The sequence below is a fragment of the Flammeovirga sp. SJP92 genome, assembly GCF_001583495.1.
In the GTDB taxonomy this organism is placed as follows: Bacteria; Bacteroidota; Bacteroidia; order Cytophagales; family Flammeovirgaceae; genus Flammeovirga.
Genome location: NZ_LQAQ01000012.1, coordinates 71998 through 98544, shown reverse-complemented (window position 1 = coordinate 98544; position 26547 = coordinate 71998). Strand labels below are relative to the sequence as shown.

The 26547-nt window shown below is 35.9% G+C and carries 21 protein-coding genes; 15 read left to right on the top strand and 6 right to left on the bottom strand.

Going from position 1 to position 26547, the window contains the following annotated elements:
• The 8 genes from rpsC to AVL50_RS00775 all read left to right on the top strand — a co-directional run bounded on the left by rpsC (position 1) and on the right by AVL50_RS00775 (position 10828).
• Positions 1-786, top strand: a complete 786-nt coding sequence (gene rpsC / locus AVL50_RS00810) for a 30S ribosomal protein S3 (RefSeq protein WP_062614579.1) — start codon at positions 1-3, stop codon at positions 784-786.
• A 628-nt stretch (positions 787-1414) separates the two neighbouring features.
• Positions 1415-2815, top strand: a complete 1401-nt coding sequence (locus AVL50_RS00805) for a sodium-dependent transporter (RefSeq protein WP_062614578.1) — start codon at positions 1415-1417, stop codon at positions 2813-2815.
• A gap of 289 nt (positions 2816-3104) precedes the next feature.
• Positions 3105-4508, top strand: coding sequence for a sodium-dependent transporter (locus AVL50_RS00800; RefSeq protein WP_062614577.1), 1404 nt, complete (start codon positions 3105-3107; stop codon positions 4506-4508).
• 243 nt (positions 4509-4751) lie between these two features.
• Entirely contained in the window at positions 4752-6203 is a 1452-nt protein-coding gene (locus AVL50_RS00795) for a carbon starvation protein A (RefSeq protein ID WP_062614576.1), read from the top strand.
• A 192-nt stretch (positions 6204-6395) separates the two neighbouring features.
• Positions 6396-7940, top strand: a complete 1545-nt coding sequence (locus AVL50_RS00790) for a glycine--tRNA ligase (RefSeq protein WP_062614575.1) — start codon at positions 6396-6398, stop codon at positions 7938-7940.
• A 70-nt stretch (positions 7941-8010) separates the two neighbouring features.
• Positions 8011-8679 carry a glycoside hydrolase family 73 protein gene (locus tag AVL50_RS00785; RefSeq protein WP_062614574.1) on the top strand — a complete coding sequence of 223 codons (669 nt, stop codon included), beginning with the start codon at positions 8011-8013 and terminating at the stop codon, positions 8677-8679.
• Between the two features lie 72 nt (positions 8680-8751).
• Complete coding sequence (locus tag AVL50_RS00780; protein ID WP_062614573.1) at positions 8752-9867, top strand: helix-hairpin-helix domain-containing protein; 1116 nt, start codon at positions 8752-8754, stop codon at positions 9865-9867.
• A gap of 10 nt (positions 9868-9877) precedes the next feature.
• Positions 9878-10828 carry a M28 family peptidase gene (locus tag AVL50_RS00775; RefSeq protein ID WP_062614572.1) on the top strand — a complete coding sequence of 317 codons (951 nt, stop codon included), beginning with the start codon at positions 9878-9880 and terminating at the stop codon, positions 10826-10828.
• Positions 10829-11541: 713 nt separating this feature from the next.
• On the opposite strand, the gene AVL50_RS00770 is transcribed toward AVL50_RS00775, so the two are convergent.
• Positions 11542-12240, bottom strand: coding sequence for an SAM-dependent methyltransferase (locus tag AVL50_RS00770; protein ID WP_062614571.1), 699 nt, complete (start codon positions 12238-12240; stop codon positions 11542-11544).
• A 149-nt stretch (positions 12241-12389) separates the two neighbouring features.
• On the opposite strand from AVL50_RS00770, the gene AVL50_RS00765 reads away from it, so the two are divergent.
• Positions 12390-13529, top strand: a complete 1140-nt coding sequence (locus AVL50_RS00765) for a Na/Pi symporter (protein ID WP_157491079.1) — start codon at positions 12390-12392, stop codon at positions 13527-13529.
• 96 nt (positions 13530-13625) lie between these two features.
• Here the strand turns inward: AVL50_RS00765 and AVL50_RS00760 are convergent, their stop codons facing one another.
• Together AVL50_RS00760 and AVL50_RS00755 are read right to left on the bottom strand one after the other, a co-directional pair.
• Positions 13626-14435, bottom strand: a complete 810-nt coding sequence (locus AVL50_RS00760; protein WP_062614569.1) for a hypothetical protein — start codon at positions 14433-14435, stop codon at positions 13626-13628.
• A complete protein-coding gene (locus tag AVL50_RS00755; RefSeq protein WP_062614568.1) occupies positions 14411-15214 on the bottom strand; it encodes a sulfite exporter TauE/SafE family protein in 804 nt (267 codons plus the stop codon). Before AVL50_RS00755 ends, AVL50_RS00760 begins: the two co-directional genes overlap by 25 nt.
• Before the next feature lie 104 nt (positions 15215-15318).
• Between AVL50_RS00755 and serS the strand changes: the two genes are divergently transcribed.
• From serS to AVL50_RS00740, 3 genes are all read left to right on the top strand, one after another.
• Positions 15319-16593, top strand: a complete 1275-nt coding sequence (gene serS, locus AVL50_RS00750; RefSeq protein ID WP_062614567.1) for a serine--tRNA ligase — start codon at positions 15319-15321, stop codon at positions 16591-16593.
• Positions 16594-16734: 141 nt separating this feature from the next.
• Positions 16735-16992, top strand: a complete 258-nt coding sequence (gene rpsT, locus AVL50_RS00745) for a 30S ribosomal protein S20 (RefSeq protein WP_062614566.1) — start codon at positions 16735-16737, stop codon at positions 16990-16992.
• 112 nt (positions 16993-17104) lie between these two features.
• Complete coding sequence (locus AVL50_RS00740) at positions 17105-18322, top strand: acyloxyacyl hydrolase (RefSeq protein WP_062614565.1); 1218 nt, start codon at positions 17105-17107, stop codon at positions 18320-18322.
• A gap of 1 nt (position 18323) precedes the next feature.
• Here AVL50_RS00740 and AVL50_RS00735 read toward each other — a convergent pair whose 3' ends face one another.
• From AVL50_RS00735 to proS, 3 genes are all read right to left on the bottom strand, one after another.
• On the bottom strand, positions 18324-19295 hold the full coding sequence (locus AVL50_RS00735) for a radical SAM protein (RefSeq protein WP_062614564.1): 972 nt from the start codon (positions 19293-19295) through the stop codon (positions 18324-18326).
• Positions 19296-19392: 97 nt separating this feature from the next.
• A complete protein-coding gene (locus AVL50_RS00730) occupies positions 19393-20031 on the bottom strand; it encodes a NeuD/PglB/VioB family sugar acetyltransferase (RefSeq protein ID WP_062614563.1) in 639 nt (212 codons plus the stop codon).
• A gap of 285 nt (positions 20032-20316) precedes the next feature.
• Entirely contained in the window at positions 20317-21792 is a 1476-nt protein-coding gene (gene proS, locus AVL50_RS00725; RefSeq protein WP_062614562.1) for a proline--tRNA ligase, read from the bottom strand.
• A gap of 202 nt (positions 21793-21994) precedes the next feature.
• Here proS and AVL50_RS00720 point away from each other — a divergent pair, with 202 nt between their 5' ends.
• The 3 genes from AVL50_RS00720 (at position 21995) to AVL50_RS00710 (ending at position 26430) form a co-directional block, all read left to right on the top strand.
• The gene (locus AVL50_RS00720; RefSeq protein ID WP_062614561.1) at positions 21995-23002 is read left to right on the top strand and encodes a hypothetical protein; all 1008 of its coding nucleotides are present in this window, start codon (positions 21995-21997) and stop codon (positions 23000-23002) included.
• A gap of 310 nt (positions 23003-23312) precedes the next feature.
• Complete coding sequence (locus tag AVL50_RS00715; protein WP_062614560.1) at positions 23313-25061, top strand: OmpP1/FadL family transporter; 1749 nt, start codon at positions 23313-23315, stop codon at positions 25059-25061.
• Positions 25062-25224: 163 nt separating this feature from the next.
• A complete protein-coding gene (locus tag AVL50_RS00710) occupies positions 25225-26430 on the top strand; it encodes an HD domain-containing protein (RefSeq protein ID WP_253764239.1) in 1206 nt (401 codons plus the stop codon).
• Positions 26431-26547: the final 117 nt, after the last annotated feature.

The window sequence follows — 26547 nt, the reverse complement described above, 5'->3', positions numbered from 1 at the left end:
ATGGGACAAAAGATAAATCCAATTGGTCTTCGTTTAGGCTATATCAGAGGATGGGAATCTAGCTGGTATGGTGGAAAAGATTTCTCTGACAAATTAGTAGAGGACGACAAGATCAGAAAATATATCGCAGTTCGTTTACCGAACCCTCGTGCGGGTATCTCACGTGTAGTTATCGAGCGTACTATCAAGCGCGTTACGTTAACTATTCACACGGCTCGTCCAGGTGTAGTAATCGGTAAAGCAGGTGCTGAGGTAGACAAAATCAAAGAAGAGTTGAAGCGTTTAACTGGTAAAGATGTTCAAATCAACATCTCTGAAGTTAAGCGTCCTGAGACTGATGCAAAATTAATCGGTGAGTCAATCGCTCAACAATTGAAAAGCCGTGTATCTTACCGTCGTGCGATGAAGCAAGCAATTGCTAACGCTGTTCGTCACGGTGCGCAAGGTATCAAAGTAAAGCTTTCTGGTCGTTTGGGTGGTGCTGAAATGGCTCGTACTGAACTTTATAAAGAAGGTCGTATTCCATTGCATACATTACGTGCGGATATCGATTACGCTTTATCTGAAGCTCTTACAGTATATGGTATCATTGGTATCAAAGTTTGGGTATTCAAAGGTGAAGTTTTAGGTAAGAGAGATCTTTCTCCTTCTGCTGAAACTGGACGTCGTGACAACCGTAGAGGTGGTAACGATAGAAAGCGTGGCGGAAACGATCGTCGTAGAGGCGGACGTGGTGGTAGAAAAGGTGGTGGAAACAAAGGTGGCGGAAACGCTCCAAAAGCGTAACACCTAGATAACCTTATCTAAGCCGACAGGTGGACCCAAGTAATCCAATTAGGATTGCTTGGGTCTTTATTTTTATAAGGGTTTTGGTATTCCGTTGGTACGAAATTTACTACGTGCAAATTGTATATCGATGGGTAATTATTACTTTCTTGTATGTAGTAGCGTAGCCCTGCTACGCTTATCTTGAAGCAAAGGTTTATTGATGAATCACCCGAAATTAAATACTCTATTAACCTCAAGCATTCATACGTAGCAGGGCTACGTGGCTACGAAATTATCTATTACTTTATCTCATTATTCAGTCTTGATACTGATTTTCTTGTGTACTATTAAGGTAATTCAATCTGAAAATCATATCTTTCCAACTTCAATTAATACACTCTCAAACAATTATTACATCTTAAAGAATAGTACACTACTGTCTGAAATTTAATTCTAAATAATAGCTCTTTTCAAAAATATTATTTTGACTTTTTTGAAATAATTTATTCATCATCAGATAAGTATTAAATAAATCCATATAAAAATGAATAATTAGGACATAACAATGTATCCTTGCAAGAAAGTTATAGACTAAACAATTTCATTGATTGATTTACACTATTCGTATTCTATTATTTAAACGATTATGGCTAATATCCAAGAAAGCAGTAGAGGAGGCTTTTCAAACAAACTAGGTTTCGTTTTAGCGGCAGCAGGTTCAGCAGTTGGGCTTGGAAATATATGGAAATTCCCTTTTGAAGTAAGTGATGGAGGTGGAGGTGCCTTTGTGGTGATGTACCTTGCATTTTGTTTTATGCTGTGTTTTCCTGTGATGATGGCAGAGATTGCATTGGGCCGTAAGACGAATAAAAACGCAGTAGGTGCGTTTGCTGAAAACGGGCATAAGAAATGGGCTCCAATAGGAATCTTGGCCGTATTAAGTGGATCTTTGATTTTGTCTTTTTATAATGTTGTTGCTGGATGGGCATTGGGCTATGCTTGGGAAATGTTCTCAGGTAACTTTTCTGTAGGACAACATTTTGGTGAATTTGTTGGAAATTGGCATATCAATATGGCTACCTCTACAGCCTTTATGTTTGTAACGATTTTTATTGTAGCCAAAGGTGTATCAGGTGGTATTGAAAAAGCATCAAAAATATTAATGCCTTCTTTATTGTTCTTAATCTTAGCCTTGATGACGTATTCGTTAACGCAAGAAGGCGCTATGGAAGGAGTGAAGTTTTATCTGATTCCAGATTTTAGTGAAATCACTTTTGAAACAGCCTACGGAGCAATGGGGCAAGCCTTTTTCTCATTGTCATTAGGTATGGGTGCTTTGATCACTTATGGTAGTTACGTTGGAAAAAGAGATAATATGGTGTCGGCTACATCTATGATTTTATTAGCGGATGTGGGTATTGCCTTTATTGCAGGTTTGATGATGTTCTCATTTATTTTCTCTCAAGGTCTTCAAGGACAAGGTGGAGGTGCCGGCTTGATCTTTACGGTTTTACCAGGTGCATTTGAGTCGATTGGGCCAATATTGGGTAGAATCATTGGAGGTTTCTTCTTTGTATTGTTATCATTTGCTGCTTTAACTTCAACGGTATCACTTTTAGAAGTACCTGTATCTTATGTGGTGGATGAGTTTGAAGTAAGAAGAAATAGAGCGGTATGGATTGTAGGATTTGTGATTTTCTTGTTTGGTATTCCATCCATGCTTGGTAATGGAACGGTTGATTTCTTTACCAACTTTGTACACTATCATGGTGCTGAGAAAGCAGTAAACTTTATGGACTTTATTGAAGATTTAGCTTCAGATACGTTCTTGCCTTTAGGTGGTTTCTTAGTGGCAGTGTATACGGCTTATGTTTGGAGAGGAGATAAATTTAAAGAGGAAGTAGAGAAAGGAAATCCTGAGTTTGGAAATTCCCTAATGGGGAAATACACCATTTTTGCATTGAAGTTTTTAGCTCCATTAATTTTAGGTTCAATTACGATTGTAACCATTTTATCGAAATTTTTTGGAATACACCTTATTGGGTAATTCTATTATTATATAGATTAGAAAGGAGGAATAGGTCAGAGCGATGTATTCCTCTTTTTTTATTCAGTTAAGAAGAATATTTCGTGAAAATACAGTGTCGCAAACTTTTAAGGATATTCAACATAACAAGTGATAATATTTTAATTGTGATACACTAATTTATTGGCCCATAAACATATAAGTGCATATATTGCGGTTTGATTTACTACGTCTTCAACACTATTTGTACGAGGATACTACAATGAGCTCATTGTAAACTAAAATTATCAGACTCAACTTTTAAAATTATATGGCGGGGATAAAAGACAGTAGCCGAGGAGGATTTTCTAATAAGATTGGATTTGTACTAGCCGCAGCGGGGTCAGCTGTAGGACTAGGTAATATATGGAAATTTCCATTTGAAGTAAGCGATGGAGGCGGAGGAGCTTTCGTTGTAATGTATTTAGCGTTTTGCTTTATGCTTTGCTTTCCAGTAATGATGGCAGAGGTGGCAATCGGACGAAAAACCAATAAAAATGCAGTAGGAGCCTTTACTGAAAATGGTCATAGAGCATGGTCAGCATTGGGCAAATTAGGTGTACTTACAGGGATATTAATCCTTTCATTTTATAATGTAGTAGCCGGTTGGGCATTAGGTTTTGCTATCGAGATGTTTGCCGGAAACTTTGAACTAGGCCAGAACTTTGGAGCCTTTATCGGAAACTGGCAATTGAACTTAGTGTTCTCTTCTATTTTCATGGTGGTAACAATTTATATTGTAGCCAAAGGTGTATCAGGTGGTATTGAAAAAGCATCAAAGATTTTAATGCCTTCTTTATTGATCCTTATCTTATCATTAATGGCGTATTCATTGACGCAAGAAGGAGCAGTAGACGGTGTGATTTATTATCTCGTGCCGGACTTTAATGCCATTACTTTCGAAACAGCTTATGGTGCAATGGGGCAAGCCTTTTTCTCATTATCATTGGGTATGGGCGCCTTGATTACTTACGGTAGTTATGTAGGTAAAAAGGACAATATTGTAACTTCTACTACTATGATCTTATTGACAGACGTAGGTATTGCTTTTATTGCAGGCTTGATGATGTTTGCTTTTGTATTCTCTCAAGGGTTACAAGGACAAGGTGGAGGAGCCGGTCTTATCTTTACGGTATTGCCAGGTGCGTTTGAATCTATTGGTCCAGTATTGGGTAGAGTGATTGGAGGTTTCTTCTTTGTGTTATTATCCTTTGCCGCTTTAACTTCAACCGTTTCATTATTAGAGGTGCCAGTAGCTTATGTAGTGGATGAATACGAGGTAAGAAGAGAAAGAACAGTTTGGATTGTAGGTTTAGGTATTTTCCTTTTAGGTATCCCATCTATGCTAGGTAATGGTACAGTTCCTTTCTTTACAGAGTTTGTGCAATACTCAAGCTCAGAAAACCCAGTATCTTTTATGGACTTCATTGAAGATATGGCATCGGATACCTTCCTACCATTAGGTGGATTCTTGATTTCCGTTTATACCGCTTGGGTATGGAGAGGAGACAACTTCAAGAAAGAGGTAGAGATTGGCAACCCAGGATTTGGTGATTCATTAATTGGAAAGTATACCATTTTCGCATTAAAATATTTAGCACCATTTATTTTAGGTTCTATTACAGTAATTACGATTTTATCTAAATTCTTTGGAATCCATATTTTGGGTGCGTAAGTCTTAGTACTTAAGTCAAAAGAATTGATTTGTAGATATAAAAACTTTGAAGTGATCTCATCATGGTCATTTCAAAGTTTTTCTTTTTTGTAGTAATTGTGAATGAAGTTATCGTACCTATTGATGTATCTATTAGTACATTAACCTCTCAATTCGAGTACTTATTTAAAATAAAAAGTGCAAATGTGCCTTCTAGAGAATAAATTGCATATCAACTTTTTAATCTTCTAAAAACTAGATGAAATGATTTCCTTCCTACTAAGTGTTATTACTTTAATCGTAGCCTATTTTGTTTACGGAAAATATGTCGAAAAACAATTTGGCGCTGATCCTTCATTAGAAACACCCGCTATTACAAAGCAAGATGGAGTGGACTATGTACCCATGAAGTTAGGTAAGATCTTTTTGATTCAATTCTTGAATATTGCGGGCTTGGGGCCAATTTTTGGAGCAATTGCTGGAGCACTTTGGGGACCCGTAGCCTTTTTGTGGATTGTCTTCGGATGTATTTTTGCAGGTGCAGTGCACGATTATTTTTCAGGAATGTTGGCAATCCGTCATGGTGGAGCAAGTATTCCGGAAATTGTGGGAAAATACTTAGGGAATGGAGTGAAGCAGTTTATGAGAGTTTTTTCTGTGATTTTATTACTTTTAGTGGGAGTTGTTTTTGTGAAAGGACCAGCCACTATTTTAAATGGGCTGACGGGAGTTGATGTGACTATTTTGATTACAGTAATCTTCTTGTATTATTTGTTGGCAACGATGATTCCTATTGATAAATTGATTGGTAAGATCTATCCATTGTTTGGACTATCACTTTTAGTGATGGCAGTGGGATTGTTTGGAGCATTAATGATAGAAGATTATACAATTCCAGAATTGTCAGTGGCCAACTTACAGAATATGCAGGCTGACCCTGATAAGTACCCCATCTTTCCATTATTATTTATCACTATTGCCTGCGGAGCAATTTCAGGCTTTCATTCTACTCAATCACCATTAATGGCCCGTTGTATTTCTAATGAAAAGGATGGCAAAGTAATCTTTTTCGGAACAATGATTACAGAAGGAATTGTGGCGTTGATTTGGGCTGCAGTAGCAATGGCATTTTTTGGAGGAGTAAGAGAATTGGGTGATACAATGGCAATAGAAGGTCATAATGCCGCTTGGGTGGTGAATACAATTTCATCAACAATGCTGGGTAAAGTAGGTGGATTTATGGCAGTATTGGGTGTAGTAGCTGCACCAATTACTTCTGGTGATACAGCCTTCCGAAGCGTTCGTTTAACGATTGCAGATTCATTTAAATTTAATCAAGATAAATTAGTAAAACGATTAATGGTCACTATCCCAATTTTTATTGCTGGGGTAGCTTTAACGCAGATCAATTTTGGTGTGATTTGGAGGTATTTTGGGTGGTCTAATCAAGTATTGGCTACGATTGTTTTGTGGACAATTGTAAAGTATTTGATGGATCAAAAGAAGATCTATTGGTATGTTATCGCACCAGCATTCTTTATGACATCAGTGGTTGTCACTTATATATTGGTAGCCCCTGAAGGTTTTGGTTTGGATTATACTTTTTCTGTGGCGGTTGGAGTAATTACAGGATTACTGGTAACAGCTGGATTCGTCTACTTCGATTATCAGAATAAGAAGAAAAATAAAGAACAAAAAGTGAGTACAATGGCTTAGTTGTAAATGACTTTTAACGCCTAAAATAAGCTCATAAAGAAAGGGTTTGCATATTTATTTGTTCATGAACAATAAATTCAAACTCTTTTTTTATGGATTTCAGAAAAATTAGGATGATATATTGAAGAATGAATGGTTTAATGGTTCTGATTTGCTAATTTTGGGGCTGAATTTTTGAACAGATCATTGAAAATGGCAAAGCAAGACAAAGAAAATATGTTCCAAAAAGTTGTCTCTCACGCAAAAGAGTACGGCTTTGTATTTCCTTCATCGGAAATTTATGGTGGACTTCAAGCAGTATATGATTACGGATCGAATGGTGTTGAGTTAAGAAACAACATTAAGAAGTATTGGTGGGCATCTATGGTACAAATGCACGAGAACATCGTGGGTATTGATGCTTCTATTTTCATGGACCCTAAAGTCTGGAAAGCTTCTGGCCACGTTGATGCGTTCAATGATCCATTGGTTGATAACAAAGACTCTAAAAAGAGATATAGAGCAGACGTTCTTATTGAAGATTTAATGGCTAAGTATGAGGCTAAAATCGAAAAAGAAGTAACAAAAGCTCAAAAGAAATTTGGTGACGCGTTTGACAAGGAGCAATTCTTGGCAACGAATCCAAACGTTCTTAGAAACCAGAAGAAGATCGACGAAATCGAAGCGAAGTTCAAAACTGCTTTAGAGGACGAAGATATGGAAGGATTAAAAGCGATCATTGAAGAGAATAATATCGTTTGTCCTATCTCTGGTACTTGCAACTGGACGGATGTTCGTCAGTTTAACCTTATGTTCGCTACTGAACTTGGTGCTGTAGCTGGTGACTCTAACAAAATCTACCTTCGTCCTGAAACGGCTCAAGGTATTTTTGTGAACTTCTTGAATGTAATGAACACTTCAAGACAACGTCCTCCATTCGGTATCGCTCAAATCGGTAAAGCATTCCGTAATGAAATCGTTGCACGTCAGTTTATCTTCAGAATGCGTGAATTTGAGCAAATGGAGATGCAATTCTTTATTCAGCCAGGTACAGAAATGAAATGGTATGAATACTGGAAAGAACAACGTATGAAATTCCATACAGTTGTAGGTAATCCTGACAATTATGTATTCCATGATCACTTAAAAACAGCACACTACGCTAACGCGGCTGTTGATATTGAATTCAAATTCCCATTCGGTCAAAAAGAATTGGAAGGTATTCACTCTCGTACTGATTTTGACTTGAATGCTCACCAAGAGTTATCGAGCAAAAAATTACAGTACTTCGATCATGAGTTAGGGAAAAATGTTGTTCCTTACGTAGTGGAAACTTCAGTTGGTTTAGACCGTATGTTCTTGTCTATCTTGACAGGTGCTTACACTGAAGAAGAGGTAGAAGGTAAAGCAAGAACATTCTTGAAACTTCACCCTGCTTTAGCGCCAATCAAAGCGGCTGTATTCCCATTGACGAAGAAAGATGGTTTACCAGAGAAAGCAAGAGAAGCAATGAACGAAATCAAATTCGATCATAATGTTTCTTACGAAGAGAAAGACGCGATTGGTAAGCGTTACACTCGTCAAGACTTAATTGGTACTCCTTACTGTATCACTGTAGACCACCAAACATTGGAGGACAATACAGTAACAGTTCGTGAAAGAGACTCAATGGATCAGTTCCGTCTTCCAATTAGCGAATTAAAGCAATTCTTAGACGAGAAGTGTTCGTTAACAAGTTTATTGAAGCAATTGCTTTAATAGATAAATATTAATACATTGAAGCTCAAGTTTAATTTTAGACTTGAGCTTTTTTTATTTAATTTTTTGAATGAGAACATCTAAATTTTTTATCCCAGCTTGTGCCGTTGTTTTCTTGTTTTTCACTTCATGTGCAAGTTTAAGTCAATACACTTACTCTAATCGAGTGGAAAAGAGAAACAAAAAACTATTGGCTGAAAATGGGGGCAATGCCAATAATAATTACGTTCCTGATACCAAAAATGAAACTGCAAAAGCAAAGAAAGGTGTTGAAGATAAAATTCCTCCAGGCAAAAAATTGACGGTTCAGGAGTATATCGATATGTTCAGCCCTTACGCTATAGAATCCATGCATAAGAAGAAAGTGCCGGCAAGTATTACCTTGTCACAAGGCTTATTAGAGTCAGGTGTAGGCAATAGTAAACTTTCAAGAGCAACAAATAATCACTTTGGTATTAAGTGTGGTGGAAACTGGAATGGAGAATCATACCGTTATGATGATGACAGGCCCAATGAGTGCTTTAGAGTGTATGGTTCTGTATTAGATTCATATGAAGATCATGGTGATTTTCTGAGAACAAGGTCTTGGTATGCACCACTTTTCAATTTGAAAATTACAGATTACAAAGGTTGGGCTAAAGGACTGAAAAAGGCAGGGTACGCCACTGATCCAAAGTATCCTTCCAAATTGATAGATATTATCGAAAAGTATCGATTGTACGAATTCGATACGAAATAATAGATTAAATAAGCATGTCTAAATATTTAAGACATGCTTATTTTTATGATTCAACAAAAACTAACGCTCATAATGAAAAACCAATGGTTGAAAGAATTAGCACATCGTTTTTCTTCAAATAGAAGGGAAATAGCCAGCTTTCTCATACTTATCCCTTTTATCTTTTGTGTTCTTTATTCTCATCAGATTTATAATTTCTTTTTTGATGAAGAGGATGAAATGATTCAAAAGAAGATTGAGGTACATTTTTTACAGAAAGATAAAAACAGTATTTCTCTTGAAGAGAAGGTAAATCCCAATCACTTGAAAGTAAAAGATTGGATGAAACTTGATTTTTCTGAAGAAATAGCCAATCGAATTGTAAACTTTAGATTGAAAGGTGGGTACTTTTATTCTGAAGCAGACCTTTATGCTATCTATGATATTGATAAAGATAAGGTAGATACTCTTTTACCTTATTTTATTTTCCCAAGAAGAAAAGTACACAAGCCAAAATACCTTTCTACTGCTACAACAACTTCCTATTCAAAAATGAGGAAGAAAAAGAAGAATGATTTAAAGTTAAAGAAGTTTGATCCCAACACTGTTGACGAGTTGACACTGAAGCAAATGCACCTTTCCTCTTATTTTATAAAAAGTTTAATCAATTATAGATCAAAAGGAGGTCACTTTTATAAAGTAGAAGACATTTATAAACTGTATGGTGTAGATTCTGCATTGTATTTATCTTTAAAAGAGTACATACATATTGAAGCTGAAAAAGAAGAAGAGATTGTAGAGGAAAAACTTTATATCAATTTAAATACGGCTGACCTTGAGGAGTTAAAGCAATTGAAAGGAATTGGTGATGCTAGAGCTCAAAAAATTAAAGACTATAGGACACGGTTAGGCGGTAGCTTTTATAAAAAGGAACAATTAAAGGAAGTATATGGAATAGACTCGTTATTGTTTGTTTCTCTGTCTTCACAAATATATGTTGATGATGGAGGAATCAAAAAAATTCATATTAATGAAGCTTCTTTTGAACAGCTTGCAACTCATCCTTACCTAAGTCATAAGCAGGCTAGATGGATCACAAAATACAGGGATCAACATGGGAAATATGAAAATATTGAGGATTTATTGAAAATAAAGATGATAACATTAAAAGATATAGAAAATATTCTTCCATATTTATCATTCCGATAAATGATTTTTTATGTCCATCTTTAGAGCATTTCTTTCTTTTACCTTACTTGTAGTGACTTCGATTTGTATTGCACAGGAATCAAGAATCAATTCGGTCTCCTTATTAACGACTACTAGAATTTTATCTTCAGATGCATTTGAGGGTAGAAAAACAGATACTAAAGGAGGGCGAATGGCTAGGGACTTTATTGTCGAAAAATTCGAAGAAATAGGTTTAAAACCATTGGATTCTACTTATGTACAAACCTTTAAATTTCACAACAGACTTTTTAATGTTAATCCTACAGCACATAATGTAATTGGTTATCTGGAAGGTACTGAAATCAAAAATCCAAGTCAAGGATGTATTGTAGTTGGTGCCCATTATGATCACCTAGGTGTCTATGCTGGAGATATTTATAATGGAGCAGACGATAATGCTTCAGGTGTAGCGGCATTGATAGAAATTGCAAAAGAACTGAAACTTCAACCAGCTTCATTACCGATCGTGTTTATTTCTTTTGACGCAGAAGAAATGAGGTGTGCTGGCTCTAATTATTTTGTCAATAGTAATTTACTACCCAATGAATCAATTCATCTTTTTATTAATATGGATATGATTTCCATAAGCAGTGAAGATAAGTTGTTTGTTACTGGTACTAACTTTCATCCAGAATTCAAAAAAGATATCAATGAGACTTTAGAATATTGTGACCTTTCTATAAAATATGGACATGATAGAAAAAGAGATGATGGATTGAATAATTGGGTGTTTTTGTCTGACCATGGAGAATTCCATAAAAAAGGAGTACCTTTTATCTATTTTGGAGTAGAAGAACACCAACATTATCATAGGCCAACTGACACTTTTGAGAATATCAATATTGGTTTTTTTGTAGAAGCAAGCAATGTAGTTTTGTCTTTTGTGAAAACGGTAGCGAATAAAAAAAGCCTCCTAAAAGAATCTAGGAAGCTTAATTAAAGCTGTAAGGGAAGGATTCGAACCTTCACGAAGTACTTAGCCTCTTGACAAATCGTGTGTGCATCGCACGTGTAGTGGTCAACCCATTACCAAGTGTTTATCGTGAACCTCCACCCCCGAGACAGGAGGGCATGTCTGCCAGTTTCATCACCTTACAGTGTATTTCAAAAGTTATGCTCAACGTCGTTATGTTGAGAGTTGCTGTAAGGGAAGGATTCGAACCTTCACGGAGTACTTAGCCTCTTGACAAATCGTGTATGCATCGCACGTTTAGTGGTCAACCCATTACCAAGTGTTTATCGCGAATCTCCACCCCCGAGACAGGAGGGCATGTCTGCCAGTTTCATCACCTTACAGTGTATTTCAAATTTTTTGAAGGGTTATTGCGATTCGTTTAATCTTTTTCCCTTTTCGTTGATACAAAGTAAGATAATATTAATTTCAAATACAAACTTTTCAATAAAATAATTTATTATTTATGATATTGGTAATAATTTAGCTTTATATTTAATAAAATCATAATTCATCTAGCTTATTTAAAGTGTTATTTAGTGATTTATTAATGATAAACTATTATCCATAAAAAAAGCTTCTAAATTCAATTAGAAGCTTGAAATATTTTCATTAAAAAGATAGAAAATATTCTATTCTGATAACACAGTGACTAATCCTTAGAGGCTCTGTTGCTAGAAACAGACTCTTTTGCGATAAGATTAAGCCTGTAGTATAAAAATGGTAGGTTTTTTATGAATATCCACTTTCTTAGATTTCCACTCTTTCAGAGTGAATGTTTTGATGAACTCATCTTCTGCCTGTACGTTGGAAGCAATACATAATCTCGTATTAGGATTGAGGTTGTCGCACAAGTCTTCTATCATTGCTGTATTTCTAAATGGTGTTTCCATAAAGATTTGAGCTTGATAGAATTTTGTGGATTCTGTTTCTAGACGCTTCAGGGCTTTGATTTTTTCAGCTTTTTGAATTGGCATGTAACCATGGAATGCAAATTTTTGCCCGCTTAGTCCAGAAGCCATCAAAGCTAATAATATAGAAGAAGGTCCCACTAATGGTTTTACTTTGATTTTGTTTTTATGAGCATATTGAACAGCTAATGCACCAGGGTCTGCAACTCCTGGACAGCCTGCTTCAGAAATTACTCCAATACTTTCTCCTTTCGGAACATTATTAAAGAGGTTTTTAACTTGTTCTGGCTTCGTTTTCTTATCCAGTATCTGGAAATTTAAATCCTGAACTGTAATACCATCAATTTTCCATCCGCCAATAAATCGACGTGCTGTTCTTAAATCTTCAACAAGATAATATTTGGTATTTTTAATAGCCTCTTTGGTTTCAGGGGGTAAAACGTCGTATCGGTCAGCGGCAAGCAAACTTGGGATTAGATATAAAAACACAAGAAAAATGGTTTAAATGGTAAGAAAATTGATGATTATCTAAAAACTCAAAATAAATATTAATTCATTTTTTATTAATATTACAGAGAGTAATTACAACACTTGTTTTATTAATTTTACAAACTTACAAAATAGACTAGTTTTTATACTTGAAACAAGCAATAAATAATATAAACTTGGAGAATGTTGATTATAGAGTTATAGCAAAGAAAACAATATTTGTGATTTGTGCATTCTACTTAATGTTCATTTCATTTGGAACAATGAAATTTGCTTTTACTCTTTTAGGAACAGGGTTGGCGGAAGAATTAGTAGCAGTAGAGCATAATCCATTTATTTATTTTTTTATTGGCCTTTTAGGTGCGGCGGTTTTTCAAAGTAGTTCAGCGGTCACAGCAATAGTTGTGGGAGCTGTTGGATTGGGAAAATTGTCGTTAGATGATGCAGTTTTTATAGTGATGGGTGCTAACATTGGTACAACCGTTACAAGTACTATTGTGGCATTGAGTTATATAGACGATAAAAGTATTTTCATGAGGGCACTCTCTGGGGCGGCGCTTCATGACTTTTTTAATATTTTTGCAGCCTTGATTTTCTTGCCTTTGGAATTGAGTACAGGTTTTTTATCCAATTTGTCCCAGTCCATAGCAAGTAATTTCTTTAAGCAAGACCTTTCTTTAGCGAATACAAATAGTCGTTTTGAGGGTTTGAATATAGGAATTGATCAAATCAGCCACTTGTTATTTGATTCATTGACAGATTACCCTTGGGTGATTTTAGGAATATCAGTACTGATGTTGATTGTCTCTTTGAAATTAATTGGAGGTATGACCAAGGAGGTGTTCATAAATACTTCTCAGGTGAAATCGGTTAATGCTTTGTTTAAGAATGATGCCGTAAGTTTATTTTCAGGAATCTCATTGACGGCCATTGTTCAGTCAAGTTCTATTACATCATCGTTGATTGTACCTTTGACGGCAAGTAAGAGAATTACGCTTCCTAGAGCATACATGTTTATCATGGGAGCCAATGTAGGTACTACAATAACGGCTTTATTTGCTGCCTTGGCAACGGGTACAGAATTCGGTGTAGAGATTGCCCTAACTCATGTATTGTTCAATGTATTGGGCGTAGTGATTTTTACAACAGTACCTACTTTGAAAAGAATACCAGTTTGGTATGCAAGTAAGCTTGGATTTTTTGCAGCGAAGGAAAGAATCTTTGGTTTTGTGTACTTATTCCTGCTTTTCTTTGTGGTGCCTTTCATTTTAGTATGGCTAAACACTTAAGCATTGCTCTTAAGAAGCCTTTGGTATAAAACCAATCTTATAAAGGTCAATAGTACCTGATGTCAAGCCTAAATCCAATTTACCCCAACTTTAAAATTAATTCCATATTTCAGCCTCATCCTTAGAATAGGTATATTTAATAGGCTTCTCTTTCATGCTGTTTGATTTCCCCTTAGTAGTTCGCTGTGGTATATCTTTAAAGTGAGGAGCAAAGCGTTTCTTCTGTACATATTTGTAAGAGTTTTTGCCGTGCCCTTTGCCATAATACATTTTTGTAAGGGTAAGCTGTTGCTTTATCTTAATATAATTCGGTTTGAAGTTTGCTGCCTGTCTAGATATTCTTCTGTTTCTTGATCGGTCGACAACCACATAACCTCTGTATTGTGCGGCTTTTTTACCAACTCTTCTTCCTTTATTTTTTTCTACAATCACATAACCCCCTTTGAAGTTGGAAGCTTCTTTGCTTATTCTCTTTCCTTTGTTTTTTTCAACCACCACATAGCCTTGATGTTGAGCAACAGTCTTATTCATTTTTTTGCCCTTGTTCTTGTCCACCTCTACTAATACAGGGTTGCCAAGTTGTTTTTTGTTATTTTTTTTCTTCTGCTTGGTGGAGATTTGTTCAGAATAAGGCTTGAATTTTTTCATATCCTTTGAAACGTTCTTTCTAGCATCCTCTGATAGCCTGATGTCTGAATCGACTTTTCGAGCTTGTTTGAGATTACGTTTCGTTTTTTGTTTGTCCATCGGTGTATTGGTCACCTTCTTCTGCTTATTTTGATATTCCTCATACGTATTCACCTCTTCCTGTTTTTTTTGTGCATTTGCACTGTCAGTAAAGAAGATCACTAAAAAGGAAAATAAGAGTAGTGAGAGTTTATTTATTGAAAACAATTGATGAGCCATGTTGTTAGACAAAACATTTTAAAAATAGAGACCACAACCATACATATTAAAAGCCACTTGATAAAAGTATTGGCTTTTTCTGATCCTGATGCAAATTTACCTGCAAACCATGTGCCTATCACTTGACCAATAGCCAATAAGATGGCAGCAACCCATACTACTTGTCCTTTTAAAAGAAAAACTATAAACACAGGAAGAGTGTAGGTGGCGATGATAAGCATTTTGACTGCGTTGGCTCTAATTAACGTCATTTTTCCCAAATTTGAAACTCCTACTAGAATCATTATTCCAATTCCTGCCTGAACAAAACCGCCGTAAAATCCAATGGCAAAGAAAATGATATTATCTCTCCAGTATTGGAATTTTGGTTTTTGACCTACTTTGATCTGAACGGGGCTATTCGGTTTATTATCTCTTAGTATAGGTATCAGCATAAAAGCCATCAATGTTCCAATGATGTATTTCAGAGTTTTCTCATCAATGTCAGAAACCGTAAAAGCACCTACAATTGCACCTATTAGTGACGGAATTAAATATTTAAGAGAAGAAGGAATGTCTAAGAGTTTATTTTGATGGAAAGTATAGGCCCCAGTGAAGTTTTGGAATAAAATACCTAGTCTGTTTGTTCCATTTGCCATACCCACAGGCATACCTAGAAACATTAGTAAAGACAAGGTGAATAAAGACCCTCCGCCAGCAAGTGTATTGACTATACCGGCAACAATTCCTGTGATAATGTAGGCAATGATTGAAGTATATTCCAGTAAGTGTGGATCCATGGATAGTTTTTAGGGTAATTTCTCTTTTTTCACACTGCTTAAGTAAGTTCTCCATCTAAAAGTTAACTATATTTGCAGTCAAAATTCAAATAATACAGACCAAAATGTTATTAGTTTCATATATATCTGAAAATAAGGCTGAAGTAATCGAAGGATTAAAGAAAAGATTTTTCGATGAGCCTGAAACTACAATAAATAAAGTTCTAGAGCTTGATGAGGAAAGACGTCAAACTCAGAAAGATAGAGATGATGCACAAGCAGAAGCAAACAAAAGCGCGAAGCAAATTGGTATGCTTATGAAGTCCGGCCAAAAAGAAGAGGCCGAAGCTGCGAAGGCATCTGCTGCAACAAATAAACAAAAAGCAAAAGATTTGAGTTCAAGAGTGTCTGAACTTGAAGGAGAATTACAAAAATTACTTTATCAAATACCAAACATCCCTAGAAAACATGTTCCTGTTGGAAAAACAGACGAAGATAATGAGGTAATGTATGAGCGTGGTGAAAAACCAACTTTGCCAGAAAATGCTAAACCTCACTGGGATTTGATTGAGCAATATGATATCGTTGATTTTGAATTAGGAAATAAAGTAACTGGAGCAGGTTTTCCATTCTATAAAGGAAAAGGTGCTCGTATTCAGAGAGCTTTGATCAGTTTCTTCTTAGATGAAGCTACAGATGCAGGTTATATGGAAGTACAGCCTCCTATTCTTATCAATGAAGCTTCAGGATATGGTACAGGTCAGTTGCCAGACAAAGAAGGACAAATGTACTATATGGGTGCAGATGACCTTTACTTAATCCCAACAGCTGAGGTGCCGATCACTAATATGTTCAGAGGAGAACTGTTACAAGAAAACGACCTTCCAAAGAAAATGGCAGGGCATACGCCTTGTTTCAGAAGAGAAGCAGGTTCTTGGGGTGCTCACGTGAGAGGGTTAAACAGACTTCACCAATTCGATAAAGTGGAGATTGTAGAAATCCAAAAACCTGAAGATTCTGAAGAAGCACATGAAAGAATGACAAAACATGTAGAGATGCTTTTAGAAAAATTAGAACTTCCTTACCGTCGATTGTTATTATGTAGTGGAGACTTGGGTGTGAATGCCAATTTATGCTATGATTTAGAAGTGTGGTCTGCAGCCCAAGGTCGTTGGTTAGAAGTAAGTTCAATTAGTAACTTTGGTAATTATCAAGCTAATCGTCTGAAATTGAGATATAGAGACAACAATAAAAAGACGTCTTTATTGCATACATTGAATGGATCAGCATTGGCTTTACCGCGAGTTTTAGCGGCAATTCTTGAAAATAATCAAACCGAAAAAGGTATAATGATTCCTAAAGTATTGCAAAAATATACGAATTTTGAGGTAATAGACTGATAGATAGTTGATATTTATCGTTGTTAACGGGTAAGTTACTTGTTTATTAATTATAAATACAATATTTTTGCATTCCGTTTGGGAGAAGTTCGTGAGGATGGTATTCCAAGCTTTATCTAAGAATTTTAATACATATATATAATGGCAAATCATAAGTCAGCAAAAAAGAGAATTCGCTCTAACGAAGCGAAACGCTTGAGAAATAGATATCAACTTAAGTCTACTCGTACTTTTGTGAAGCGTTTACGTGAAACAAAAGACCACGGTGAGGCAGTTGAGCTTTATAACAAAGTTGCATCTATGATTGATAAGTTAGCGAAGCGTAACATCATTCATAACAAGAATGCAGCAAACAAAAAATCTAAATTAGCGAAGCACGTTAACAAACTTGCTGCTTAATTTTAGATTAAAAGCTAAAGTTGAAAAACATTGAAGCCAAGATTTATTAAATCTTGGCTTTTTTTTTATTTTTACTATCAATCTCTTCTTTTTAATAATCCCATTGTTACTTATGCAGCTAAGATATTTTTTAACGCTTTGCGCTATTCTACTGTCACTTTTCTCAAATGCTCAGACTTGGGATTTCCTGAAGGCTGATACAACTGATGCCAATAAAACTTATCCAAGACAAATCTTCGGGCAAACCAAAGTACACTTTGGAGGTCACTTTTCTACTGGTGTAGATGGTTTGGAAGAAGTGGAACGCAACTACTTTTCAGCTTTAGAACTAAGAGTAGGTTGGAAGGGGTACGGAAGGAAAAAATGGCATAAATTATTCGGTTATCCTAATTATGGTTTAGGCCTTTATCAAGCCACTTTCTTCCCTGAAGCAAATATTTTAGGGAGTCCATCTGCTGTTTACGGCTTCTTTAATGCACCTTTCAGAAGATATAAGAAGTGGAGTTTAATGTATGATTTAGGAGTTGGTCTGGCTTATGATTTCTTTGGTTATGATCCCAAAGATAATCCAGATCAGACTGCAATTGGCAGTGAATTCAACGTTTACTTTACCGTTAGTGTGGAAGGGGAGTTCAAGCTTTCACCGAGGATAGATGGTACTTTAGGACTTTTATTCACTCACTTCTCAAATGGTAGAACAAGGACACCGAATAAAGGAGTTAATCTCTACGGACTCAATGCAGGTATCAAGTATAACTTCAATACTTATATCCCGAAAAAAGGAAGTCAGTTTGTAGAACGGAAGAAAGATCCTAGATTAGAATATATTGACCATAGTTTTGATACTTTCAAACCTTTTTGGGAATACTATACGTTTGTTGCGGGAGGATGGAGTACTTCACCTTATGATATTGAGGACCGTGAACTGTATTATGGTGTAGCTACAATTGCATTTGATGTAGCGAGACATTATAGTTACAAAGGAAAGTACGGAATAGGTATTGATGTTTTTCATGATGGTTCATTAGTAGAAGAATACCAATCTCAATATCCGAATGGTGTGCCTAATAGTAAATTATGGTACGCAGGAATCCATTTTTCACATGAATTATTAATTCATAGAGTCACTCTAGTCACACAAGTAGGTATTCCATTTACAAATGTAGAAGGCCGTGGTGGCTGGTATGCAAGGGTAGGTGGACGTTATGATTTTACCCGTAAGATGTTTGCTCATTTAGCTTTAAAAACGCCAGGTGGTTTTATTGCAGACTTTGTAGAGTGGGGAATAGGGTTTAGAATGTATGGTAAAAACAAAGACCCTAGAATGTAATTTATAAGAGTTGCTTCCATGTACCTTTCCATAAGTTGTACTTGAAAGTACTAGGAAGTGACTGCCAAAAATATTTGTTGATCTCAACACTAAAAGAAGGTTGCATATAGCAGTTTATAGCACAGCCTTCACATTCAGGAAGTCTTCCTTCATTTTGGATAATTTCCTGAATTTTTTTGGATTGATATAATTCCTTTAAATTATTTTCAATAGGAAAAGCTTGTTTGCCTAAATGATAACAAGGAAGGATCAATTCATTTTTAGGAGAAATAACAATGCAACTACTTGCCGCTTTGCAAATAGGGTCTTCTATTTTATTTCCTCCATCTTTTCGGAGGTTGATTAATGCATCATTCAAAAATACTCTTTTCTTTTTCGTCCATTTTTCAAGTGTATCCATGGTTGAAGTGGAAAGTCCTCCACCGATATCACCATAAGAAAAAAGAGGATTTAGTATTAATACAAGATTTTTTTGAAAAGTAATATTCCGATAAACCTTATCAATTTCCTCAACATTATCATCCATTACCGTAAAAAGAATATCAGGTTTTTCACCTAAAACAAGTGCAATGTCTATTGACTCCATTACTTTATCATAACACTTCACTCCTCTGCCTTTGTCGTGTTTTTGAGCATCATATGAATCTAATGAAAAGTGAAGCATATCAATTAACCCCTTTAGTTGTTTCGCTCTTTTAGGATAAAGTAATCCATTAGATGTAACAGTGGTGATAAAGCCGTATTTTTTAGCTAAAGCGAGAAGCAAATGTAGTTCTTGATGTAATAAAGGCTCACCTCCAGTAAAATCAATGACGCGAACACCAAGTTTTTTTAAATCCTTGAAATTCTCTTCAGCCTGTTCTAAAGTGATGTAAGGAGAAGGTTTTTCCCATATATCACAAAAATGACACTTGGCATTGCACCTATAAGTGACATAATAATTACATAAAACCGGATGGGAGATGAGTCTCATGGGAGGGAAGAGGGTTGTAGGGGTAGACCTACGTGTCTACCCTCCAATTAGATTATTTTTAAATGAATTCACCAAAAGTATACAGCTAATTCGATTATTAAATTTCCTTCGCAGGCATTCCGAACACTGTAGTATTCGCTTTAACTTCAGTCATCACCAATGAACCTGGAGCAACTTTAGCATTTTCTCCAACAATTACATTAGAAGAAATAATAGCACCCGACCCAATAAATGCACCTTTGCCAATTTTAGCTCCTGATCCGATGATAGCACCTGATCCGATAGAAACAAAATCATCAAGAATTACATTGTGTTCAAGCACTGCATTACTGTGAATAATGCAATTTTCAGGAACTTTGGCATCATAACCAATTCTAGCCCCAGCATTGATGAAGTTACCGTATCCTAAGAAAGCGGATTCTGAAATACTAGCGTCTTTATGGATGGCATTTACAGGCATTACCTTACGGCGTTCCTTCAACATTTTCACTACTTTCTGACGCGTATCATGGTCTTCAATCGCAACAAAAGCATCACATTTTTTACCAATATGCTTCAAGAAACCTCCATCTTCAGGAGAGCCCATTACAGATATTTCACCAATTTCAGCACCATGAAGCTCTTCATCTGCGTCAAGGAAGCAGTAAACAATAATGTCTTGACTTTTGAATATGTCTAGTGCGGCTTTACCCATACCACTAGCACCAAGTATAATTACTGGATTAAGATGGTCCATAATTTTTTTATTGTTTTAAAATACTGAAAAGAAACAAAACGGATAGCATATGTAAGTTACACATGCCATCCGTTTAATATAATTTTTAGCTTATGAATTTCTTCTTAAGCGTATTATTTATTTTAAGTAAGTACTAAGTCAAAAGTAGTTAATATTTAATTCTTAATTATTTTTTTTTTTACAACGTAAAAAAACGTATAAATAGTGGTTCTATTAATCGTTTTTTTAAGGCAGTAATCGCAAAACAATACTATGAATTAGTATTAAATAATTTTGTTTTGGTGCTTAATAAGCCTTCGCAAAAAGTACTCTTTGCGTAGAAGGTTTGCCAGTGTAAATACAAGCACCTTCTTCTTGCTCATTGTTTAAAGGAATACAACGAATTGTCGCTTTTGTCAATTCTTTGATCTTATCTTCTGTTTCGCCAGTTCCATCCCAGTGTGCTGAAATGAAACCACCTTTGTTCTCCAAAAGATCTTTGAATTCATCAAAAGTATCCGCTTTAGTGATATGAGCTTCACGGTAATCAAATGCCTTTTGGTAGATATTCGCTTGAATTTCCTCTAAAAGTTTTTGAACCGTTTCAACTACGTTATCTAACTGGTAAGTGTTTTTCTCCTTAGTATCACGACGAGCGATTTCAACAGTGCCATTTTCAAGGTCACGTTGTCCCATTGCCATACGTACAGGAACACCTTTTAATTCCCAATCTGCGAATTTGAAACCAGGACGTAATGCATCCCTGTCGTCAAATTTCACTGAAATATTTAAAGCTTGTAATTCTTTTTGAATCACTTTTACTTTTTCAGCAATAGCATCCAATTGCTCTTGTCCTTTGTAGATAGGAACAATTACTACTTGGATAGGAGCTAATTTTGGAGGTAATACTAATCCTTCATCATCAGAGTGAGCCATGATTAATGCACCCATCAAACGTGTACTCACACCCCAAGAAGTACCCCAAACGTGTTCTAACTTATTGTCTTTGTCAGAGAACTTCACATCAAATGCCTTTGCGAAGTTTTGACCCAAGAAGTGAGAAGTACCAGCTTGTAATGCTTTACCGTCTTGCATCATTGCTTCAATACAGAATGTATCAACAGCACCTGCAAATCTTTCATTAGCTGTTTTTACACCTTTTACAACAGGAACTCCCATGAAATTCTCTGCGAAATCAGCGTATACTTCTAACATTTGCTTTGTTTCAGCTACTGCTTCTGCTTCTGTAGCATGTGCAGTGTGGCCTTCTTGCCATAAGAATTCAGAAGTACGAAGGAATAAACGCGTACGCATTTCCCAACGCATTACGTTAGCCCATTGGTTTACCAATAAAGGAAGATCTCTGTACGATTGGATCCAGTTTTTATAAGTACTCCAGATCACTGTTTCAGATGTGGGACGTACGATCAATTCTTCATCCAATTTAGCCTCGGGGTCTACAACAACACCAGAACCATCCTCTGCATTCTTAAGACGGTAGTGTGTTACTACAGCACATTCCTTCGCAAAACCATCTACATGGTCTGCTTCTTTGCTTAAATAAGATTTAGGAATTAACAATGGGAAATACGCATTAGAGTGTCCAGTATCTTTGAACATTTTGTCTAATGTCTGTTGCATTTTTTCCCAGATCGCATATCCGTAAGGTTTAATCACCATACATCCACGCACTGCTGAATTCTCAGCAAGATCTGCTTTTTTTACCAACTCGTTATACCAAGCTGAATAATCGTCGCTTCTTTTTGGTAAGCCTTTTGCCATGATCTATAAAACTATCTGAAAGTGGTTACAATCAAGTATATAAATTGTCGTCTGAACTGTTAAAGTTAGTGTAATATTGCTTATAATTATTATATTTGTCTATAAGCTAATGCTAACCTATTTTTTTGAGTTCAATCGGAACACAAATATAATAGAATTTTGCTCCCATTGATGTTTTTATAAAATAGTAACCACGTTTATTATGAATAAATGGATATATACGGCTATTAGTGCATTACTTGCAGTGTCTTCTGCCTTCGGTCAGGAGTTCGATGACATGTATTTCACAAAAGCCGACAGAGAAGCACTAAGTGCAAAGCCTGCAATAATACCTATGGATATTGCAAATCATGATTTTCCAAACACACCAGAAAGACAAGCGCAGCAAAGTCGTTTTTCAAACCCTGATGGGGTAGGTACAGGATATGGTTATCCTTACTATGTAACAGAAGAAGGTGTTATTCCTTCGTCAATTCCTTCAGTGGGAAATGCTTACATGGAGGCAACTCAAGGAATGAGTATTGCAGAACAACAACAAGGCGGTAAGAAAAGCGGTGGATTTTTCTCTAATCCCTCTGTATCACTAGGAATGTCTGCAGGTACTTTCGGTACAGGTACAAGTGTAGGAATTGGTTTTGGAAATAATTCAGCTTTCAGCCTAGGCCTTGGTATCGGAATGGGTATGGGCATGGGAATGTATCCAGGATGGGGTTATCCAATGTATGGCTACCCGATGTATGGAATGAGAGGTATGTACGGTTACCCTTATGGAATGGGTGGTATGTATCCGGGCTATGGTTATGGAGGAATGTATGACCCTATGTTCGGTTATGGTTATGGCTATCCAATGTATGGTTATCCAGGTTATGGTTACGGTAGATACCCAGTTTATATGCCAATCAACTCTGGTAGAGAAAGAAATCAGCGTGTGGCACAGAGACCAAGTGCTACAGCCAATAGAATCAAGTATCCGGAAAGATACAGAACTTCGATGGCAACAAATGGTGTAGGTACTACAAGAAGACCTTCTTCGTCTCAAACAAGACCAACAACAAGTTTTGGATCTTCGAGACCAAGTAGCAGTCCTTTCAATAATAACAGTACTTACAGAAGACCTACGAATAACAATTCATCATTCAGAAGTACATCACCTTCATCAATGGGAGGAAGAAGTTCTGGATCAGCAGGTCGATCAGTAAGAAGAAGATAGTCAAAATCATAAAAAATATAGAAGGATGTTTCAATATGAGACATCCTTTTTTGTAACTTTCGTCCTATAATTAAGCATGCATTCAAATTCGTATTATAAAAGAACAACAACGGATTTAATTATGGGCAATTATTCATCATTAAGTACTTATTCAAAAGTGTCTAAATTAACTTTTCAACTAACTTGTGATTAGGTATTTAACTAAATTCTATAACTGAATTTCGCTCATAGTAATGTTTAATATTTTCTAGTCTTAAATTTAAAATGTGTTTTTGACTCCCCAATTTTTTAGAAAATACATCAAACTAATATGAATACAAAAGATCTTATCAAACCTGTTTTATTAATCGCACTACCCTTATTTTTTTCTTTGTCAGTAAGTGCACAGTCGGAATTTTATCCGATTGGGTATTATAGAGATGCAGTGAGATTTTCACAACAAAACCCTATGGGGTCAGCCCGAATCAGAGCACTAGGAGGTGCAGGGGTTTCATTAGGTGGAGATATTTCCCATGCGATGTTAAATCCTGCAGGACTTGGGTTTATGCGTAAATCAGAATATCATATCTCTGCTGGAATTGGTTTAACCAACTCAAATGCATCAGGAACAGGAATATCAGGGGATGCTGGACAAACAAGGTTCTTTTTACCTGAACTAGGAGCGGTTTTTTCTAGCTCTAAATCCTCAACAGGTGGAGGAAGCAAATGGAGAGGAGGAGCATTTGCTATTTCATTTAACCGTATTGCAGATTTTAATAGCGATGTTTCTTATGTAGATCGCAGTGGTAATCCAACTTCACTGTTGAATGCTTTTGAAGAAGCGTCATATGGTTACTCTCAAGCTTTTATGGAAGAGGAAAAACAGTTTTCTCCAACAACTTTTGCTGGGATGGCTTATGCATTAGATCTGATCAAGCCTGTCTTTAATAGAAGTTCAAGTGATTCTGATTACAATAATGAAAACTTCTATTATTATAATATAGACCGTGATGCTGATGGTTTTTCAACCTCAAGAATATCCCAAAGGTCTCAAATGGTAGAGACAAGAGGGGGACAATATGAAACTTCTTTTGCATATGGAGGTAATTTTGATGATAAACTCTATATAGGTGCTAAGGTGGGTGTTCAGAATGTGAATTACACGAAGACAAGCAATTATGTAGAACTGAGAGATACAGAATTAACCTATCTTGGTTTGACAGAGCGATTCAGAACTACAGGTTGGGGATTGAATTTACAAGCAGGTGTAATTTGGAGACCTATCGATGCTATCAGATTAGGTGCCACATATACTTCACCAACTTGGTATGCTTTAAATGATTACTACAGTGCATCATTGACAAGAGATGCAGATTATACATGGAATGATTCTACTTATCAAGCTAATCATTTCAGGGATGGGCAATCTTATATTTATAACCCGGCAGGGGTTGATCTTTATAATCCAAATGCGGCGAATGACTCTCAAAAATATTCTGGTGTAAGAACATCAAATCATGATGAGATTAGAACTCGCTACAATATGAATACCCCATGGAAAGCTTCAGGTGGTATTTCAGGTTTCTTTGGTAAAAAAGGTTTTATCACATTGGATGTCGAGTACATTGGGTATTCAGCAATGAAAGTAAGCAAGGGTACAACCTATTATTTTGAATATACAATGAACCCTATTGAAGAGGAATTGAATTTTGCAGGTGATAATTATATTCTCGGAGAGGAATATAGAAATACGATAAACATTAGAGTAGGTGGTGAGTATCGATTAAATAAGCGTTTCATGTTAAGAGCAGGTTATGCTTATTATCAAGATCCAACCAAAGAAGAGTACCGTTTTGTAGATCAAAGCAGATCATTCTACTCAGGTGGTTTAGGGTATAGAAATAATAATTTCTATGCAGATTTCTCTGTTGTATTTAGTCAATGGAAAGGCACAGAAAGCCCTTATCAACTTGAAGACAATTTTGTAGATAATGAAGGAAATACAGTATTAATATATCCTATTATTGATGTAGATTACAGCCGAACTGAATTCCAATTAAGTATTGGTAAAAGGTTTTAAAAAAACGTATTTCATTTTTTAATGGGATAAAAGCAGGTTTTAATGTTTAATTAGAACCTGTTTTTGTATATGGTACTCAAAAAATACCAAAACATCTTTCTTTCTCTTATTTTTGATAAGCACTTCAGGTACTTAAAAACAGACTTATTATATGGTATACAAGATGATAAACGATCCAATTTATGGATTTGTGACAATAGATTCGGAACTGATTTTAGAATTGGTGAATCACCCTATTTTCTTAAGATTGACAAGAATCAAGCAAATGGGGACATCTAGTGTTGTATACCCTGGGGCTCAGCACACTCGTTTTAGTCATGCATTAGGAGCTATGCACTTAATGAAACTGGCATTGGAATCCTTGAAAAGAAAAGGAACAAAAATATCAAAGAAAGAAAAAGAAGCGGCCATGATTGCTATTCTTCTTCATGATTTGGGACATGGGCCTTTCTCTCATTCCTTGGAACATATTCTGATCAATGTTCATCATGAAGAATTGACATCTCTATTAATGCATAAATTGAATGCTGAATTTGACGGAGCATTAAATTTGGCTCTTTCTATTTTTGAAGGTACTTATAAAAGGAACTTTTTCCACAGGCTCGTATCCAGTCAATTGGATATGGACCGCTTGGATTATCTTCAGAGGGACTGCTTTTTTTCAGGTGTAGTTGAAGGGAGTGTGGGTGCAGACCGTATCATTAGAATGTTGGACGTGCACAATGATGAAATTGTGGTGTTGGAAAAAGGAATCTACAGTATTGATCGCTTCTTGAATGCGAGAAGAATGATGTATTGGCAAGTTTATCTGCATAAGACAGGTTTAGCGGCTGAAATTATGCTTCAAAGTATAGTCAGGAGAGCCAAAAAGCTAGTGCAAGAGGGGAAGGTGAGGGTCTGTGATCCTGACCTTAAGTTTTTTCTAACCAACGAGTTTACAAAAAAGGATTTCAAACAAGATGATCAATTGCTGGAACACTTTTTACAACTAGATGATTATAATATCTGGGCGGCGATAAAGCAGTGGAAAAATTCAGGAGATAAGGTCTTGGACTTTCTCATTGACGGATTGATTAATCGAAAATTGTTTCATTTAGAGATGTCAACTGGAAAAATATCACAAAAAAAGTTAAAATCAGTCGAGAAACAATTATTAGCAAAAGGTTTTTCTAAAGAAGATTTAACTTATTTATCCTTTATTGGAGAAGTGAGTAATTCGGCGTATACTTCTGGTAGACAGAATATTAAGGTAAAAATGAATAACGGTGATCTAATTGATATTTCAGAGGCTTCAGACTTGCCTAATATTGAAGTTTTGACGAAAATTGTCACAAAATATTATCTATGCCAACCCAAAATCGTATCTTAGCGTGATTTTTTGGCTAATATTCGTTGTTAGCACAGAAAAATGAATAAATTATCTAAAAAAGATAAGTACTAAGACAGTAAAAAACGGATGTTTTTAAAGCATGTGTTTTTGGGATTG

Bases quoted from the DNA above. Each gene is read 5' to 3' on its own strand.
- AVL50_RS00785 (WP_062614574.1), top strand. From the start codon at position 8,011: ATGAGAACATCTAAATTTTTTATCCCAGCTTGTGCCGTTGTTTTCTTG.
- rpsC (WP_062614579.1), top strand. From the start codon at position 1: ATGGGACAAAAGATAAATCCAATTGGTCTTCGTTTAGGCTATATCAGA.
- AVL50_RS00715 (WP_062614560.1), top strand. From the start codon at position 23,313: ATGAATACAAAAGATCTTATCAAACCTGTTTTATTAATCGCACTACCC.
- AVL50_RS00805 (WP_062614578.1), top strand. From the start codon at position 1,415: ATGGCTAATATCCAAGAAAGCAGTAGAGGAGGCTTTTCAAACAAACTA.
- AVL50_RS00755 (WP_062614568.1), bottom strand. From the start codon at position 15,214: ATGGATCCACACTTACTGGAATATACTTCAATCATTGCCTACATTATC.
- rpsT (WP_062614566.1), top strand. From the start codon at position 16,735: ATGGCAAATCATAAGTCAGCAAAAAAGAGAATTCGCTCTAACGAAGCG.
- AVL50_RS00735 (WP_062614564.1), bottom strand. From the start codon at position 19,295: ATGAGACTCATCTCCCATCCGGTTTTATGTAATTATTATGTCACTTAT.
- AVL50_RS00710 (WP_253764239.1), top strand. From the start codon at position 25,225: ATGATAAACGATCCAATTTATGGATTTGTGACAATAGATTCGGAACTG.
- AVL50_RS00780 (WP_062614573.1), top strand. From the start codon at position 8,752: ATGAAAAACCAATGGTTGAAAGAATTAGCACATCGTTTTTCTTCAAAT.
- proS (WP_062614562.1), bottom strand. From the start codon at position 21,792: ATGGCAAAAGGCTTACCAAAAAGAAGCGACGATTATTCAGCTTGGTAT.
- AVL50_RS00795 (WP_062614576.1), top strand. From the start codon at position 4,752: ATGATTTCCTTCCTACTAAGTGTTATTACTTTAATCGTAGCCTATTTT.
- serS (WP_062614567.1), top strand. From the start codon at position 15,319: ATGTTATTAGTTTCATATATATCTGAAAATAAGGCTGAAGTAATCGAA.
- AVL50_RS00800 (WP_062614577.1), top strand. From the start codon at position 3,105: ATGGCGGGGATAAAAGACAGTAGCCGAGGAGGATTTTCTAATAAGATT.
- AVL50_RS00760 (WP_062614569.1), bottom strand. From the start codon at position 14,435: ATGGCTCATCAATTGTTTTCAATAAATAAACTCTCACTACTCTTATTT.
- AVL50_RS00730 (WP_062614563.1), bottom strand. From the start codon at position 20,031: ATGGACCATCTTAATCCAGTAATTATACTTGGTGCTAGTGGTATGGGT.
- AVL50_RS00740 (WP_062614565.1), top strand. From the start codon at position 17,105: ATGCAGCTAAGATATTTTTTAACGCTTTGCGCTATTCTACTGTCACTT.
- AVL50_RS00720 (WP_062614561.1), top strand. From the start codon at position 21,995: ATGAATAAATGGATATATACGGCTATTAGTGCATTACTTGCAGTGTCT.
- AVL50_RS00790 (WP_062614575.1), top strand. From the start codon at position 6,396: ATGGCAAAGCAAGACAAAGAAAATATGTTCCAAAAAGTTGTCTCTCAC.
- AVL50_RS00775 (WP_062614572.1), top strand. From the start codon at position 9,878: ATGTCCATCTTTAGAGCATTTCTTTCTTTTACCTTACTTGTAGTGACT.